Source organism: Leifsonia stereocauli, assembly GCF_038432415.1.
GTDB lineage: Bacteria > Actinomycetota > Actinomycetes > Actinomycetales > Microbacteriaceae > Orlajensenia > Orlajensenia stereocauli.
This window is the reverse complement of sequence record NZ_JBCAUN010000002.1, coordinates 471,092-486,908: the sequence shown is the minus strand read 5'-3', so window position 1 is coordinate 486,908 and position 15,817 is coordinate 471,092. Positions and strand designations below refer to the sequence as shown.

At 67.7% G+C, this 15,817-nt stretch carries 14 protein-coding genes; 7 read left to right on the top strand and 7 right to left on the bottom strand.

The genetic code is table 11. The features are described 5' to 3' along the window. Positions 1-16: 16 nt before the first annotated feature. The 3 genes from AADV74_RS11165 to pheA are packed head-to-tail and all read right to left on the bottom strand — an operon-like array spanning position 17 to position 2,061. Complete coding sequence (locus AADV74_RS11165; RefSeq protein ID WP_342114028.1) at positions 17-259, bottom strand: hypothetical protein; 243 nt, start codon at positions 257-259, stop codon at positions 17-19. Next, on the bottom strand, positions 256-1,059 hold the full coding sequence (locus AADV74_RS11160) for a hypothetical protein (RefSeq protein ID WP_342114026.1): 804 nt from the start codon (positions 1,057-1,059) through the stop codon (positions 256-258). Before AADV74_RS11160 ends, AADV74_RS11165 begins: the two co-directional genes overlap by 4 nt. 3 nt (positions 1,060-1,062) lie before the next feature. Next, a complete protein-coding gene (gene pheA, locus AADV74_RS11155) occupies positions 1,063-2,061 on the bottom strand; it encodes a prephenate dehydratase (protein WP_342114024.1) in 999 nt (332 codons plus the stop codon). Between the two features lie 72 nt (positions 2,062-2,133). On the opposite strand from pheA, the gene pgm reads away from it, so the two are divergent. Continuing rightward, on the top strand, positions 2,134-3,762 hold the full coding sequence (gene pgm, locus AADV74_RS11150; RefSeq protein WP_342114022.1) for a phosphoglucomutase (alpha-D-glucose-1,6-bisphosphate-dependent): 1,629 nt from the start codon (positions 2,134-2,136) through the stop codon (positions 3,760-3,762). 86 nt (positions 3,763-3,848) lie between these two features. Here pgm and AADV74_RS11145 read toward each other — a convergent pair whose 3' ends face one another. From AADV74_RS11145 to AADV74_RS11135, 3 genes are all read right to left on the bottom strand, one after another. Further along, positions 3,849-4,949 (bottom strand): amidase domain-containing protein, encoded by a 1,101-nt coding sequence (locus tag AADV74_RS11145; RefSeq protein WP_342114020.1) that lies wholly within the window; start codon positions 4,947-4,949, stop codon positions 3,849-3,851. Between the two features lie 143 nt (positions 4,950-5,092). Beyond that, positions 5,093-5,953 (bottom strand): M15 family metallopeptidase, encoded by an 861-nt coding sequence (locus AADV74_RS11140; RefSeq protein ID WP_342114018.1) that lies wholly within the window; start codon positions 5,951-5,953, stop codon positions 5,093-5,095. A gap of 97 nt (positions 5,954-6,050) precedes the next feature. Then, positions 6,051-6,737, bottom strand: a complete 687-nt coding sequence (locus AADV74_RS11135) for an amidase domain-containing protein (RefSeq protein WP_342114016.1) — start codon at positions 6,735-6,737, stop codon at positions 6,051-6,053. 172 nt (positions 6,738-6,909) lie between these two features. Here AADV74_RS11135 and AADV74_RS11130 point away from each other — a divergent pair, with 172 nt between their 5' ends. The 6 genes from AADV74_RS11130 (at position 6,910) to AADV74_RS11105 (ending at position 14,936) form a co-directional block, all read left to right on the top strand. After that, positions 6,910-8,790, top strand: coding sequence for an MDR family MFS transporter (locus AADV74_RS11130; RefSeq protein ID WP_342115160.1), 1,881 nt, complete (start codon positions 6,910-6,912; stop codon positions 8,788-8,790). 240 nt (positions 8,791-9,030) lie between these two features. After that, entirely contained in the window at positions 9,031-10,353 is a 1,323-nt protein-coding gene (locus AADV74_RS11125; protein ID WP_342114014.1) for an ABC transporter substrate-binding protein, read from the top strand. Between the two features lie 71 nt (positions 10,354-10,424). After that, entirely contained in the window at positions 10,425-11,516 is a 1,092-nt protein-coding gene (locus tag AADV74_RS11120) for a carbohydrate ABC transporter permease (RefSeq protein ID WP_342114012.1), read from the top strand. Then, a complete protein-coding gene (locus AADV74_RS11115) occupies positions 11,513-12,445 on the top strand; it encodes a carbohydrate ABC transporter permease (protein WP_342114010.1) in 933 nt (310 codons plus the stop codon). The genes AADV74_RS11120 and AADV74_RS11115 overlap by 4 nt, the downstream gene beginning before the upstream one ends. Beyond that, a complete protein-coding gene (locus AADV74_RS11110) occupies positions 12,445-13,872 on the top strand; it encodes a glycoside hydrolase family 1 protein (protein ID WP_342114008.1) in 1,428 nt (475 codons plus the stop codon). The genes AADV74_RS11115 and AADV74_RS11110 overlap by 1 nt, the downstream gene beginning before the upstream one ends. 29 nt (positions 13,873-13,901) lie before the next feature. Next, on the top strand, positions 13,902-14,936 hold the full coding sequence (locus AADV74_RS11105; protein WP_342114006.1) for a LacI family DNA-binding transcriptional regulator: 1,035 nt from the start codon (positions 13,902-13,904) through the stop codon (positions 14,934-14,936). Between the two features lie 52 nt (positions 14,937-14,988). Here AADV74_RS11105 and AADV74_RS11100 read toward each other — a convergent pair whose 3' ends face one another. After that, positions 14,989-15,813: a VOC family protein gene (locus AADV74_RS11100; protein ID WP_342114004.1), complete on the bottom strand. Its 825-nt coding sequence runs from the start codon at positions 15,811-15,813 to the stop codon at positions 14,989-14,991. Positions 15,814-15,817: the final 4 nt, after the last annotated feature.

Below are 15,817 nucleotides of genomic sequence, written 5' to 3'. Positions count from 1 at the left end.
TCGCTCCGCTCGGCCCTCAGCGAGCAGAGAAGCGTGCCGCCGCATAGGCCAGCAGTGCCAGCCCGCTCGCGAAGAGCAGCACGACGGACCCCGGCAGCACGAGCGTCTGGACGATGCTGATCGCCACCCAGTCCACGCCCGCGTAGTCCTCCTGCGTGCGCTGCCCGGGCAGCATGGCCGAGAGCCCTGCCGCGCCGACGGCGCAGCCGACCACGCCGACGACGAGACCGGCCCAGAGGGCACTCAGCCACGGGTTCACGGCAGGTCGTCCGCGTCGTAGAGGGTGGCATCCGTGCCCGGATCACCGCGGTCGGGATGGTCGGCCAGCCAGCCGAGAGCCCGCGACAGGGTGAGCGCGACGAGTCCGATCAGTCCGACCGTGACCGCGGGAGGCGCGATCACCCACGCGGCGACGACGAAGGCGTCACCGAACGCCGAGACGCCGAACCCGCCGCCCGACGTGGTGGTCGCGGTCTGGACGATGACCACCACGCCGACCACCACGAGTGCGACGCAGGAGATCCAGAGGGCCAGGAGGAAGGGATTGCGACCGACGGATGCCACGGACCCGGCTCCGGCCGCGGCCGGCATCCGGTCGTCGGCGTCGGCGTCGGCGTCGGCGTCGGGCTCGGGTACCGGCGCGGCTGCAGGGCCGGCGGACCCTCGCGCCGTCGACGTCGCACCCACCCCCGCACTCGTCGCAGCGGGCTGCACCGGGGTGCGCGCTGCGGGGCGGGAGGCGGGGGTATCGAGCGGGCGCGGGATTCCCGCCTTGACCGTCGATGCGAAGGCCGGGCGATCGTCGACCTCGTCGGCCGCGATCGGTCGGCGCACCTGCTGGTGCCTCTCGGGGTCGTACCCGCGCTGGAAGCGAGGGTCGAAACGCGGGTCGATGCCGGCTGGACGCTTGTCATCAGGCCGCGGCTCGGCGGCGGCGGCGGCTCCGACGGGTGACGGCGCACTGTAGCCGCGCTGGAATCGGGGATCGAACCGCGGGTCGAGCCCCTCGCCCCTTACGGCATCACCCTCGTCGCCGTGCACGCCATCGTCAGCCGCCATGGTTCACATTCCCGTTACGGCATCCGTCGCGGATGAGGCCTCGGCCGACTGCGGTTCCCCGCTCACCAGCCCGCGCAGCCAATCGCGCGCCTCGATGAACACCTCGTCGTCGTAGCGTGACGTGAACTCGATCTGCTGTTTGTCGGCGCGGGGATACGAGCCCAGGAAGATGACCTGCGGGCTGAAACGGCGGAGGCCGAGCAGCGCATCCGCCACCCGCTCGTCGAGGATGTGGCCGTCGGCGTCGATGACGAAGCGGTAGCGTCCGAGGGCGTCGCCGATGGGACGGGACTCGAGGAGGCTGAGGTTGACGCCGCGGGTGGAGAACTGCTCGAGCATCTCGAGGAGAGCACCGGCGTGGTCGTCGGGAAGCTCGACGATGAGGCTGGTCTTGTCGGCACCGGTCGGCGCGGGAATCGACAGCTCCCGCCCGACGAGCACGAAACGGGTCACCGCGTTGGGGTTGTCGCCGATGTCCTCGGCGAGCACGTCGACGTCGTAGTGGTTGACGATTCCCGGAGGAGCGACGGCCGCATCGGCCTGCGAGCTGAGGAACAGTTCGGATGCCGCGGCCACGTTGCTCGTCGCTGGGATGTGCCCGTGGGTGGGCAGCGCGGTCTCGAGCCAGCCGCGGGTCTGGGCGTACGCCACCGGATGCGCGTTGATCACCTTGACGCCGTCGATGGTGGTTCCGCGGCGGCCTACCAGCACGAAGTTCACCGGGACGAGGTACTCGCCGATGATGCGGAGGCCCGGGACGTTGGCCAGCGCATCCTGGGTGGCCGAGACGCCGCCCTCGATCGAGTTCTCGATGGCGATCATCGCCGCGATGCTGCGGCCACTGATGACGTCGGCGAAGGCCTCCCCCACATTGTTGACGGGGCGCCAGGTCCTGCCCGCCGCGGCCTCGACCTGGGCCAGGGCGGCCTCGGTGAAGGTGCCGGCCGGGCCGAGGTAACTGTAGGTCTCGTGGGCGGCGTCGGCGGAGGGCTCGTCTGGCATGGGCATAGCCTAGCCACGAGGTGTGGCGCTACGCCCTCGAAATGCGCCGCCCACGATGCCAGACTGGGCACTATGACGGATCGCGCAGGAACGCCGGCCAAGAAGTCCGACCTCATCGATGTCGAGGCTCTCATCCACGCCTACTACGAATTGAAGCCCGACCCCTCGATACCCGAGCAGCGGGTCGTGTTCGGCACCTCCGGCCACCGCGGCAGCTCCCCCACGACGTCGTTCAACGACTGGCACATCGCCGCGACCACCCAGGCCATCGTCGAGTACCGCACCGCTCAGGGCATCACGGGCCCTCTCTTCATCGGCGCGGACACGCACGCCCTCAGCGCTCCTGCCATGACGACGGCGCTCAGCGTGCTCGTCGGCAACGGCGTCGAGGCCATGGTCGACGAGTACGACGACTGGGTGCCGACTCCGGCTGTGTCGCTCGCAATCATCACGTGGAACAATGATGCGGCCCACCGCTCGGCCGGCGAGACCGCCGACGGCATCGTCGTGACTCCGAGCCACAACCCGCCGACCGACGGCGGGTTCAAGTACAACCCACCGCACGGCGGACCGGCGGACTCGGACGCCACGAGCTGGATCGCCACGCGCGCCAACGAGATCATCGCCGATGGCCTGCGCGACGTGAAGATGGCCGAGCCCAGCGCCGTCCAGACATATGACTACCGCGGCATGTACGTGGCGGACCTCGCCAACATCATCGACTTCGACGCCATCAAGCGCAGCGGCATCCACATCGGCGCCGACCCCCTGGGCGGGGCATCCGTCAACTACTGGGGTGCCATCCGCGACTACTACGGCATCGACCTCACCGTCGTGAACGAGACCGTCGACCCGACCTGGGAATTCATGACGCTCGACTGGGACGGCAAGATCCGCATGGATCCGTCGAGCCCGTCAGCCATGGCCAGCGTGGTGAAGCACCAGAGCGAGTACGACATCCTCACGGGCAACGACGCCGACGCCGACAGGCACGGCATCGTCACCCCGGACGGCGGTCTCATGAACCCGAACCACTACCTCGCCGTGGCGATCGAGTACCTCTACGGTCATCGCGGTGGGTGGCGATCCGATGCCGCCATCGGGAAGACGCTGGTGTCGTCGAGCATGATCGACAGGGTCGCCAAGCACCTCGGCCGCCGACTCTGGGAGGTGCCGGTCGGCTTCAAGTGGTTCGTGCCCGGCCTCATCGACGGCTCCGTCGGCTTCGGCGGCGAGGAGAGCGCCGGCGCCAGCTTCCTGCGCTTCGACGGCACGGCGTGGACGACCGACAAGGACGGCATCCTGCTCGCCCTGCTGGCCTCCGAGATCCGAGCCGTGACCGGCCGCAGCCCATCGCAGCTCTACGCGAAGCTGGTGGAGAAGTTCGGCGACCCCGCCTACGAGCGCATCGATGCCGAGGCCACCCCGGTGCAGAAGGCGGCGCTCGGGAAGCTCGACGGCGATGCCATCACGGCGACGGAGCTCGCCGGCGAGCCGATCACGGCGAAGCTGTCGAAGGCACCCGGCAATGACGCAGCGGTCGGCGGGCTCAAGGTCGTGAGCGAGAACGCCTGGTTCGCGGCGCGGCCCAGTGGTACCGAGGACGTCTACAAGATCTACGCCGAGTCGTTCCTCGGCGAGGACCACCTGCGCCAGGTGCAGGCCGAGGCCCGCGACATCGTGGACGGTGCGATCAGCTGACGATCGCTCGCTGAGAGCCGGACGGCGTCCGCGCTCGAAGCGCTTCGAGCGCGAACTCGTCGGGCCTCTGCGAGCTGTACGAACGCTCACACCTGGTTCTTGATGCCCCAGAACTGCACTGTGCCCCCGCCGGTGGCGATCGCCTCGTCGACGTCCCAGTAGTCGGAGTCCTTGGTGTGGCCGGCCACGTAGACCTTCACTCCATCAGCCGTGTGGTCCACGCGGGTCACGGTGGTGGTGTGGTCGAGGTCACCCGAGTCGTCCCAGTCGAACTGGGCGATGTCGCCGACCTTCACGTTCGTGCGGTCGCCGCCGAGGTAGGTCGCGCGCTCCGGGTGTGCGCCCAGGTAGGTGTAGAGCGCGGTGGAACTGATCCAGGACGGACTGGTCTGGCCGTCGGCGGCGTACCACCAGTCGGCATCCATCGTCCAGCCGCGGGCGATGAGCCCCTGGCTGGCGAAGTTGGCGCAGTCCGCACCGTCGATCGACATGTAGTTCTGCCAGTTGTAGCTCGACCAGTAGGTGAGCATGTAGTTCGTCTGAGCTGTGATGTGCTCGTCGGGCGTGTAGCTGAACGTGAGGGCCGGCGCGGCAGACCCCTTCACGTTGAGGTCGGCGAGGGTGGTCGCCGGAGTGACGTCGAGCGGCACGGCGGTCCCCGTGGTGTCGAGCACCGTGATCGGAACAGTGCCCTCCGAGTATCGCGCCGCCGCCGGTGCCGCCACCGTGACGGTCTCATCCGTCGCCGAGAGCACCGGGGCGGGCTGGCCGCCGATGGAAACAGAGGCGACGACGCTGAGGTTCGCACCCGACAGGGTCACAGTCGTGCCGCCGGTCACGGGGCCCGAGGTGACGACGGGCAGCGTGTCGATGACGGGCTTCCCGTCGTCGACGGGAGTCGGCGTCTTGAGGGGCGTGATCGTCGCGTCGCGCTTGGCGCCAGTCGCGGGGCTGGCGGATGCCGCAGCCTGGGCTGGTGCATCCGTCGCCGAAGCACCCGCTGTCGCACCGATCGTCAGGGCACCGGCCGTGACGCTCAGCGCGAGGGCGCAGCCGACCAGCGCTGTGCCCGCCGTGAACGGCGAGTGCGAGGCATGCTGGCCGCGGCGGTGCCGGCGGGAGGCGATGAGGCGAAGGGTGGAGAAGAGGGTGGGCTGGGTGGAGGTACTGGTGGAGCGGTGGAGCATGAATCAGTTTCGAGTAGCCGAGCAGAAGACCCGTAACCTCATCACACGGTTATGGCAGGGTTCTGGACGAATCCTCAACATTTCATGGGAACGCATATATTCATGCCACAGTCCGGCGGTCCGGAACACCGGTTGTCCGACTGTCAGCCATAGTTCGGGGCGGCCGGAAGGCCGAAGAACTCCTCGAGCGTCGTCACGCCGACACGGTGCATCTCGCCGGCGAGATCGACGCCGATGTAGCGGTAGTGCCACGGCTCGAACTCGAATCCCGTGACGGGCACCTTGTCGGCCGGATAGCGCAGCAGATAGCCGAACCTGTACGCGTTGGCGGCCAGCCACTGGCCCTCGGGAGTGTCAGCGAAGCACTGGTTCAGGGAGCAGGCTCCGGATGCGGGCCCGATGTCGATGGCGAGTCCGGTCTGGTGCTCGCTGAAGCCCGGGCGGGCCGTGCTCAGATCGGCGCCCTCCTGCCCGAGCGATGCGACGTCGTTGTCATAGACGTTCTGCTGCGTCGAGTAGCTGCGGTACGCGCTGTTCGACGCGAGGGCCAGGCCGGCCTCGTCGGATGCGGTCTGGAACATCGCGACGACGGCATCCGACGCCTCCTGCCGCAGCACCGGATCCCAGGTGTGCGCGACGGGCACGTCGACGAGGTCGGCGGGCTCGTAGTCCACCGGATTCAGCGGGCGAAGCTTGTCGCTGACGACCCAGATGCTCGCGGGGTCGTCGATCGAGCGAGCGGCCTTGTCGAATCCGGGCACTGCCGTCGGCGTGGGCGTCTGCGCAGGGGCGGGACGGGTGGGTGTCGGCGTCTGACTCGCGGATGCCGACGGCTTCGGCGACCGGGAGGGGGGTGCGGTGGTGGCTCCGTCGTCGCCCTGCGCCCCCGAGATCACTCCGGCAGCTGTGGCGCCGGCGACGAGCACCAGCACCGTCGCCGCGACGGCGATAGTGCGGTTGCGCCGCACGCGACGAGAGGCGCCGTGTGCTCGAGACTCGGACATTGCTCTAATGTATCCGGGCGGCACGTCCCGGCGGCGTCAGTGCCGGCGCGCGGCGCGCTGGAGGCGCCGGCCATGGGGTCGAGCGGAAGCGCAGAGCCTAGGAGGCGATGTGCCAGTAGTAGACGGCACCGCCAGGGTGGTCCTCGGTGATGGCGGTGTCGACGCTGCGGTAATCGGAGTCGAGCGTGTGACCGGCGAAGAACACCTGGGTCCCGCCGTTCTCATGGGTCACCCGGGTCACGATGCCCGTGTGATCGCGGTCGCCCGACTGGTCCCAGTCGAACTGCACGATGTCGCCGACGCTCACCTGGTCGCGCTGAGTGTCGTCGAGCGCGGTCGCGAGGTCTGGTCGGGTCTCGAGCCAGTCGCGGAATGATGTGGAGCTGCGCCAGGTGTCGCTCGACGAGTAGACGTCGTCAGCGTGGAACCACTGGTCGTCCTGCACCCATCCTCGGGCGAGGAGAGTCTGGCTCGCGAAGTTGACGCAGTCGTTGTCGCCGAGTACCCCGTATTCGGCCTCGTTGTAGTTCTGCCAGTACGTGAGCGCATAGTCGATCTGCGCCTGCACAGGGGCGCTGAGTGCGGCCGCCGCCGGAGCCGACTCCGCCTTCGACGCCTCCTGCACCGGAGCCGGGATCTCGGCCGAGGTGCTCGCCTTCGGTGCGGCCTCGGTCTTCTCGGCTGTCGCCACGGGGCCGGAGCATGCGGCGAGGACGGCGACGGATGCCGCTGTCATGGCGAGCGCCGCGAGGGCGCGCGAGTACTGCAGGGAGGAGCGGGGCATCCTCGGACGGTAGCAACCCAACATCGGAGGAACCTATGAGAGTGGCATACGGGAGCACGGAAGCCGAGGATTCAACACTTCCGTCACCCCGACCCGTTGTCCCCCGTGATCCCTCGGGTCTACGTTGAGGGCTGTGACCAACACCGCGGAGTCTCCGGCGTCCACGCCCCTCATGTCGCACCGCCAGATCCTGTTCGTGATCTTCGGGCTGATGGCGGGCATGTTCCTCTCCGCGCTCGATCAGACCGTCGTGGGCACCGCGATCCGCACGATCGGCGACGACCTGCACGGCCTCAGCCAACAGGCCTGGGTCACGACGGCATACCTCATCACCTCCACGATCTCCACACCGCTCTACGGGAAGCTCTCCGACATCTTCGGAAGGCGACCGCTGTTCATCATCGCCATCGTGATCTTCATCATCGGGTCGATCCTCGCCACCTTCTCGACCTCGATGATCGAGCTCGCGCTGTTCCGGGCCGTTCAGGGACTGGGAGCCGGCGGCCTGATGTCGATGCCCCTGGCGATCATGGGCGACATGCTGGCTCCGCGCGAACGCGCGAAGTACCAGGGCTACTTCCTCGCGGTGTTCGGAATCTCGAGCCTCATCGGACCTCTCGTCGGCGGGCTGTTCGCCGGAGCCGAGGAGATCCTCGGGATCGCCGGCTGGCGCTGGGTGTTCCTCATCAACGTGCCGATCGGCGTCATCGCCCTCGCGATCGTGCTGCGCTCCCTCCACCTCCCGAAGACCGAGCGGTACTCGGTGCGCATCGACTGGTGGGGGGCGGCCACCGTGATCATCGCGCTCGTCCCCCTGCTGCTCGTCGCCGAGGAGGGCCGGGAATGGGGATGGAGCAGCCCGGGCGCCATCGCCTGCTACGTGATCGGCGTGCTGGGCATCATCGCGTTCATCCTCATCGAGGCGGCCATGAAGGACGACGCGCTGATCCCGCTCAAGCTCTTCCGCTCCTCGACCTTCTCGATGGCGACGATCATCGGCGTCTTCGTCGGCTTCGGCATGTTCGGCGCCATGCTCACGTTGCCGCTGTACCTGCAGCTCGTCCTCGGCTCCACCCCGACGGAGAGCGGCCTCCAGATGCTGCCGATGATCCTGGGCCTCATGATCTCCTCCATCGCCAGCGGGCAGATCATCGCCCGCACCGGCCGATACAGGATCTTCCCGACCATCGGCACGGCCCTCCTCTCGGGCGGTTTCCTCTACCTCACCTTCCTCCAGTACGACTCCTCGTACTGGTTCATCGCCGGGGCCATGCTCCTCATCGGCCTCGGTCTCGGTCAGCTCATGCAGACCCTCACGATCGCGAGCCAGAATTCCGTTGGCCTGCGCGACATGGGCGTCGCCACCAGTTCGTCCACCTTCTTCCGCCAGATCGGCGGAACCCTCGGCACGGCCGTGCTGCTGTCGCTGCTCTTCACCGTGATGCCGGCGAACATCGTCGGTTCGCTGTCGGATCAGGACACCCTGGCGGACGCGCTCGACGCCGCCCTCGACCCGTCCGTGGCCTCAGCGCCCGAGAACGCGGCCATCATGGAGACGATCTACACCCCCATCGTCACTCCGATCGAGGCGCAGCTACCGGCCGGGGTCGACCTGAGCGATGACGCCCAGCGCGCCCAGGTGGTCAGCCAGGTGACCCCGACGGTCCTGGAGCAGCTCGACAGCGGCACGGGAGGGTCGTTCGGGAGCAGCACACTGGACGACACGTCGTTCCTGAACGGAGCCGATCCCCGCTTGACGAAGCCGTTCCTTGCGGGCTTCAACGCCTCGGCGGTTCAGGTGTACTGGGTCGCTCTGTTCGTCGTTCTGATCGCCTTCGTGCTCACCCTGTTCTTCCGAGCCCCGCCGCTCCGGGCGAAGTCGGCGCTGCAGGAGGCGGCGGACAATCGGGCGGAGGCTGAGGCTGCTGAAGCCGAGACCAGAACCGACGACGAACTGCAGACGGATCTGCAGGCGCAACGGGCAGCCGACATCACCGGATCGCTGCTCGACCCCGGCCCGCGCACGGGATCACTGCCGGTGCAGCGGCCCTGACCTGCGCCTGCGGATCGGGTCTGGCGCGCGTCTGTCGCGCGTCACTCGACCGACCCCGTCCCGTCATCGGCGTGTAACGGGTTCATAACGTATCGGCGCCGTGAGAGCGCTCTCTTGACAGCCGGCATCTGCAGTGCTTATTCTCGGAACGCAATCGTGAGAGCGCTCTCACAGGGTAGTGAGAGAGCGCTCTCAGCGCACGCACCACAACAATTGTCCACGCACACAAGGGAGTGAACCGTGAAGCTTTCACGACGCACCACAGCTGTTGCCGCCGTCGCCGGTGTCGCAGCAATCGCCCTCCTCGCCACCGGATGTTCATCCTCCGGCGATTCAGGATCGGGATCATCCGACGAGAAGGTCGAACTGACCGTCACGACGTTCGGAACCATGGGACTCGACGACCTCTACAAGCAGTACGAGGAAGAGAACCCGAACGTCACCATCAAGGCCACGAACATCGACACCGGTGGAAACGCACTCACCGACTGGAAGACCAAGCAGGCAGCAGGCGCCGGTCTCCCCGACGTGCAGGCCGTCGAAGAAGGCTGGCTCGGCCAGGTGCAGGCGGTCTCCGACAGCTTCACCGACCTCACCGAGTACGGTGCGAACGACATCAAGGACCGCTGGGTCGACTGGAAGCTCAAGCAGGGCACCGACAAGGACGGCCGCATCATCGGATACGGCACCGACATCGGCCCCGAGGGCCTCTGCTACAACAGCAAGCTGTTCGAGGCTGCCGGCCTGCCCGGCGACCGCGAGGCCGTCGCCGAGCTCTTCGGCGGCGACGACGCGACGTGGGATGACTTCTTCAAGGTTGGCGAGCAGTACAAGGCAGCCACCGGCAAGGCCTTCTACGACCAGAGCGGCTTCGTCTGGAACGCCATGGTCAACCAGCTCCCCGAGGGCTACTACTCCTCCGACGGCGAGCTCAACGTCGAAGACAACGCCGACCTCAAGTCGCAGTGGGACAAGCTCGCCGGCGGCGCAGCTGCAGGCCTCTCCAGCGGCCAGGCTCAGTGGGACTGGGGTAAGGGCAAGGCCTTCACCGACGGTTCCTTCGCGACCTTCATGTGCCCGGGCTGGATGCTCGGTGTCGTGAAGGGCCAGGTCGAGTCCGCTGGTGGCGACGCCACCTCCGGCTGGGACTTCGCGGATGTCTTCCCCGGCGGCCCCGCCAACTGGGGTGGAACGTTCCTGACCGTTCCCACCACGTCGAAGCACCCGAAGGAGGCTGCCGCACTGGCCGCCTACCTGACCGACGCCAAGTCGGCCGTCTCCGCCTTCCAGGCTGCAGGCACCTTCCCGTCGGTCACCGAGGCGCAGACCGACCCGGGTGTCACCGGCGAGAGCGACCTGACCAAGTTCTTCAACAACGCCCCCATCGGCGAGATCCTCGGATCCCGTGCCGAGGGCGTCGTGGCCCAGTACAAGGGCCCGAACGACTCGGTCATCCAGGAGCAGGTCTTCGGACCGGCCACGCAGTCGCTCGACAAGGGCGCCTCAGGCGACGACGCGTGGAACGAGGCACTCACCACGCTGCAGAGCCTGGACCTCAAGTAAGTCACACCAGCTCCACGGTGGCCCCCCGGAGACCCGTTTCCGGGGGGCCACATTCCTTGAGAGAGAACAGCATGACCACCACAGTCAGTCCCCCGGAGACGAGCAGCACCCCGGCAGCGGCACGGCCAGCGAAGGCGTCGCCCGCGAAGGTGCCGTTCAAGCACCGCGTGAGCCGCTTCGACCACAAGGTGTCGCCGTACCTCTACGTCGCACCGTTCTTCGTGCTGTTCGGCCTCATCGGCCTGTTCCCGCTCGTCTACACCTTCGTGGTGTCGCTGAACGACTGGGACCTGCTCACCGGCCCCGGCGAGTGGGTCGGATTCCAGAACTACACGGACGAGCTCACTGACCCGTACTTCTGGAACTCGCTGTTCAACACCGTGAGCATCTTCCTGCTCTCGTGCATCCCCCAGCTTCTCGCCGCCGTCTTCATCGCGGCCGTCCTCGACCAGAACATCCGCGCCAAGACCTTCTGGCGCATGAGCGTTCTCATCCCCTACGTGGTCACCCCCGTGGCCGTCGCCATCATCTTCTCGAGCGCGTTCTCCGAGAAGTACGGCCTCATCAACAACATCCTCGAAGCGCTCAACCTCGACCCCGTGATGTGGAAGACCGAGACCTTCCCCTCGCACGTGGCGATCGCCTCGATGGTCAACTGGCGCTGGACCGGCTACAACGCACTCATCCTGCTCGCCGCCATGCAGTCGGTGCCGCGCGACATCCACGAGTCGGCCGCCCTCGACGGCGCCGGTGCCTTCCGCCGCTTCTTCTCGATCACGCTGCCGAGCATCCGCCCCACCATGATCTTCGTGATCATCACCGCGACCATCGGCGGCCTGCAGATCTTCACGGAGCCGAAGCTGTTCAACCCGTCGAGCTCAGTACTCGGCGGCCCGCACCGGGAGTACCAGACCACAGTGCTCTACCTGTGGGACATGGCCTTCAACCGCAGCGACTTCGGAAAGGCGTCGGCCATCGCCTGGCTCCTGTTCATCATCATCGTCGCGTTCGGCCTGATGAACTTCCTGATCTCCCGACGCATCGCGTCGGTCGAGACCCGGACTTCGAAGAAGCGCACCGGGCGCAAGCTCGCGGAACACAACGCACAGAAGGCTGAAGGCGCGCGCGCCGTCGTCGCCGCAGCAGGGGAGAAGCGCTCATGAGCAACGTCACCGACCTGAAGGAGCCGACCACTCCGCCGACGGATGCCGGCACTCCCGGCATCCCCGTGAAGCCGGCGAAGCCCACCAAGCCCGCCCGCGCCCGCGACGTCGGCATCGACCGCCGCCCCGGGTTCCTGACCTACGGCCTGCTGATCGCCCTGTTCCTCGGCGGCGCCTACCCGCTGTGGTGGTCGTTCGTCGCCGGATCCAGCGACAGCTCGGTGCTGGCTGACACCTGGCCGCCCCTCCTCCCGGGTGGACGGTTCTGGGACAACGTCGCCTCGGTTCTCGACACCGTGCCGTTCTGGCAGGCCCTGGCCAACAGCATCATCGTCTCGAGCGTCATCACCATCTCGGTGGTGTTCTTCTCCACCCTCGCCGGCTACTCGTTCGCCAAGCTGCGCTTCAAGGGCCGTGAGGGGCTGATGATCTTCGTGATCGCCACCCTCGCCGTGCCCACCCAGCTCGGCATCATCCCGCTCTTCATGCTCATGAAGGAGTTCGGCTGGACCGGCACCCTCGGCGCGATCATCATCCCCACGCTCGTCACGGCGTTCGGCGTGTTCTTCATGCGCCAGTACCTGGTCGACGTCATCCCCGACGAGCTCATCGAGGCCGCCCGTGTCGATGGAGCCTCCATGTTCGGCACCTTCTGGCACGTCGGCCTTCCGGCTGCGCGCCCGGCCATGGCCATCCTCGGCCTGTTCACCTTCATGACGGCCTGGACCGACTACCTCTGGCCGCTCCTGGTGTCGCCGCAGAATCCGACCCTGCAGGTGGCCCTCAGCCAGCTGCAGAGTGCGAAGTACGTCGACTACACGATCGTCCTCGCGGGCGCCGTCATGGCGACGATCCCGCTCCTCATCCTGTTCGTGCTCGCCGGCAAGCAGCTCGTCTCCGGAATCATGGCGGGAGCAGTGAAGGGCTGATGACCATTCCACTCACAGAACGCACCTGGCCGACCGGCTTCCTCTGGGGATCGGCCACGGCCGCAGCCCAGATCGAGGGAGCAGCCCACGAGGGCGGCAAGGAGGACTCCATCTGGGACGCGTACTCGCGCGTTCCCGGCGCCGTCGCCAACGGCGACACCCCCGAGCAGGCCGTCGACCACTATCACCGGGTACCGTCCGACGTCGCCTTGATGAAGGACCTCGGGCTCGACTCCTACCGCTTCTCCACCAGCTGGGCCCGCGTGGTACCTGGTGGACGCAGCGTCAACCAGGAGGGGCTCGACTTCTACAGCTCCCTCGTCGACGAACTGCTCTCCCAGGGCATCCTGCCGTGGCTCACGCTCTACCACTGGGACCTGCCGCAGGCACTCCAGGAGGAGGGCGGCTGGGCCAATCGCGACACGGCCTACCGCTTCGTCGAGTATGCCGAGGCGGTCTACGCGGCTCTCGGCGACCGCGTCACGCATTGGACCACCTTCAACGAGCCGCTCTGCTCCTCCCTCATCGGCTACGTCGCCGGTGAGCACGCGCCGGGCCTGACGGATCCGGATGCCGGGCTCGCCGCCCTGCACCACCAGCACCTCGCCCACGGCCTGGCCGCGGCCCGCCTGCGCGAGCTGGCCGCCCGCGACGGCCGTGAGCTGCAGATCGGCATCACGCTCAACCTCACGAACGCGGTGCCGAACGACCCGACCGACCCCGTCGACCTCGAGGCCGCCCGCCGCATCGACGGGCTCTGGAACCGCATGTACATCGAGCCGCTCCTGCTCGGCGAGTACCCGGTCGATGTCATCGGCGACCTGGAGGAGTACGACTTCCTCCAGTACGTGCAGGGCGGCGATCTCGCCGTCATCAGCACGCCGATCGACTTCCTCGGCGTGAACCACTACCACGACGACAACGTCTCGGGTCATCCGGCTGCCCCGGATGCCGAACCCGGCCTGGTCCCGACCGACAAGCCCGGCCGTTCGCCTTTCGTCGGCAGCGAGTACGTGACGTTCCCGACGCGCCACCTGCCGCGTACGGCCATGGGCTGGGAGGTGAACCCCGACGGGCTCCGCACGCTGCTCGTGCGCCTCGGTCGGGAGTACCCGACTTTGCCGCCGCTCTACATCACCGAGAACGGCGCGTCCTACGACGACGAGATCATCGACGGCGCCGTGAACGACACCGAGCGCTGGGCGTACATCGACGCCCACATCTCGGCGGTGGGCGAGGCCATCGCGGCCGGCGCCGACGTGCGCGGGTACTTCGTGTGGTCGCTGCTCGACAACTACGAGTGGGCATGGGGCTACAACAAGCGCTTCGGGATCGTGCACGTCGACTACGACACCCTCGTGCGCACCCCCAAGTTCTCGGCCACCCAGTACGCCTCCGTCATCGCGGCGTCTAAGGCGACAGCCTGATCGGCACTATCGTGGGAGCCAGTTCGAACATGGGGAGCGATGGAGTGGCAGAGAAGCTTCGGGCCGGCGCCGTACCGACGCTCGAGATGGTCGCGGCACATGCGGGCGTCTCGCGCGCCACGGTGTCACGAGTCGTCAACGGCTCACCGAAGGTCACCCCCGACGTCACCGAGGTCGTGCAGCGCGCCATCGAGGCACTGAACTACGTACCGAACCGGGCGGCGCGCTCTCTCGCCAGTCGAAAGACCCAGGCGATCGCCCTGATCGTTCCGGAATCGGCCGCCCGCGTGTTCGCCGACCCGTTCTTCGCCTCGGTGGTGCAGGGCATCGCCCTGCACCTGGCCGATACCGACTACACGCTGAACATGATCATCGAGTCGGAGTCGCAGTCGGGCAAGACCAGGCGCTACCTCCTCGGCGGCAATGTCGACGGCGCACTCGTGGTCTCGCACCACACGGGCGACCACTCCTACGCGCAGTTGAGCCGCACCCTGCCGGTCGTCTTCGGCGGTCGGCCGCTGAGCGACACCGAGAGCGACAACTACTTCATCGACGTCGACAACCAGCACGGTGCCGAGACGGCGGTCGCCCACCTGGTGGCATCCGGTCGCACGACGATCGCCACGATCGCTGGGCCCCAGGACATGCCGCCCGGCCTCGATCGCCTGGCCGGTTGGCGCGAGGTGCTCACCCAGCACGGCATGGACACGGAACTGTTCGAGGTCGGAGACTTCTCGCCGGCGTCGGGTGTCACTGCCATGAAGCGCCTGCTGGCCCGGGAGCCGAAGATCGACGGGGTGTTCGCGGCGAACGATCAGATGGCGATCGGAGCGTACTCCGCCATCCGGGAGGCCGGACTGCGCATCCCCGAGGACATCGCGGTGATCGGCTTCGACGACGACATCTACGGCGCGACGGCGACGCCGGCGCTCACGACGGTTCACCAGCCGTCGGTCGAGATGGGCCGCGAAATGGCCCGCGTGCTCGTGAAGCTCATCGAGGGCGAGCCCGTCGACACCTTGACGAAGCTGAAGACGTCGCTCGTGGTGCGCGCGTCGGCTTAGAGCCACCCCATCCGGTGGTCGCTTCGCTCGCGGCCTACTCGACCAGCGTGTTCTACTGAGGCGCGAACTGGCTCACCGTGAACAGCGCACCGTGCGGATCGCGGATGAGGGCCTCGCGGGTCCACGGGCCGTCCTCCGTCGAGAGCACTGTTCCGCCGGCGGTCACGGCGAGAGCGGCGGCGGCATCCCGGTCCTCCACCGTGAATTGCACCTCCCAGCGCGCCGGAGCGTCACCCTCCTCGATGCCGGCGACGACGTCGGCGAATCCCGGCGGGGCGAAGGCCTGACGCTCCCTGATCTCGGGGTCGACCGTCGCCGCCAGGTGATCGCCGTACCCCGGCAACCTGGCCATGCCGGCACCGAGGGCCGGGTCGACCTCCCATCCGAAGACCTCCGAGTAGAAGCGGATGCCGCTCTCGGGGGACGGCGTGATGAGCACGCTGAAGTTCCAGGTGCCTGGCTCGTTGACGAGCTGGGCGCCCAGGCGTCGGCGCGCCTGCCAGACCCGGAACACGGCGCCGTCGGGGTCGAGGAACTCGGCCCAGCGGCCACCCGGACCGGCGTCGACGGGGCTCGTGCGCACGCTGCCGCCGGCGGCGACGACCGTCTCGACGGCGGCGTCGGCGCTGCGAGTGGCGACGTAGCTGTTCCAGACCGACGGGACGTCCTCGACCGAGGGCGAGATGGCCGCGACGTCATGACCGTCGATGGTCGCGACGAGGTACGATCCCGGAGCTCCCGGTGGCACGGCATCGTGGAAGCGCCAGCCGAACAGGGTTCCGTAGAACTCCATGGCTTCATACGGATGCGGCGTCTCCACGTCGATCCAGCTGGGAACTCCAGCCGGATACTCTCGGGCGTCGTTGACTGTCACCATCGTC

Coding starts and splice junctions, on each gene's coding strand:
- AADV74_RS11160 (WP_342114026.1), bottom strand. CDS start 1,059: ATGGCGGCTGACGATGGCGTGCACGGCGACGAGGGTGATGCCGTAAGG.
- pgm (WP_342114022.1), top strand. CDS start 2,134: ATGACGGATCGCGCAGGAACGCCGGCCAAGAAGTCCGACCTCATCGAT.
- AADV74_RS11120 (WP_342114012.1), top strand. CDS start 10,425: ATGACCACCACAGTCAGTCCCCCGGAGACGAGCAGCACCCCGGCAGCG.
- AADV74_RS11145 (WP_342114020.1), bottom strand. CDS start 4,949: ATGCTCCACCGCTCCACCAGTACCTCCACCCAGCCCACCCTCTTCTCC.
- AADV74_RS11135 (WP_342114016.1), bottom strand. CDS start 6,737: ATGCCCCGCTCCTCCCTGCAGTACTCGCGCGCCCTCGCGGCGCTCGCC.
- AADV74_RS11110 (WP_342114008.1), top strand. CDS start 12,445: ATGACCATTCCACTCACAGAACGCACCTGGCCGACCGGCTTCCTCTGG.
- AADV74_RS11115 (WP_342114010.1), top strand. CDS start 11,513: ATGAGCAACGTCACCGACCTGAAGGAGCCGACCACTCCGCCGACGGAT.
- AADV74_RS11105 (WP_342114006.1), top strand. CDS start 13,902: ATGGGGAGCGATGGAGTGGCAGAGAAGCTTCGGGCCGGCGCCGTACCG.
- pheA (WP_342114024.1), bottom strand. CDS start 2,061: ATGCCAGACGAGCCCTCCGCCGACGCCGCCCACGAGACCTACAGTTAC.
- AADV74_RS11130 (WP_342115160.1), top strand. CDS start 6,910: ATGTCGCACCGCCAGATCCTGTTCGTGATCTTCGGGCTGATGGCGGGC.
- AADV74_RS11140 (WP_342114018.1), bottom strand. CDS start 5,953: ATGTCCGAGTCTCGAGCACACGGCGCCTCTCGTCGCGTGCGGCGCAAC.
- AADV74_RS11100 (WP_342114004.1), bottom strand. CDS start 15,813: ATGGTGACAGTCAACGACGCCCGAGAGTATCCGGCTGGAGTTCCCAGC.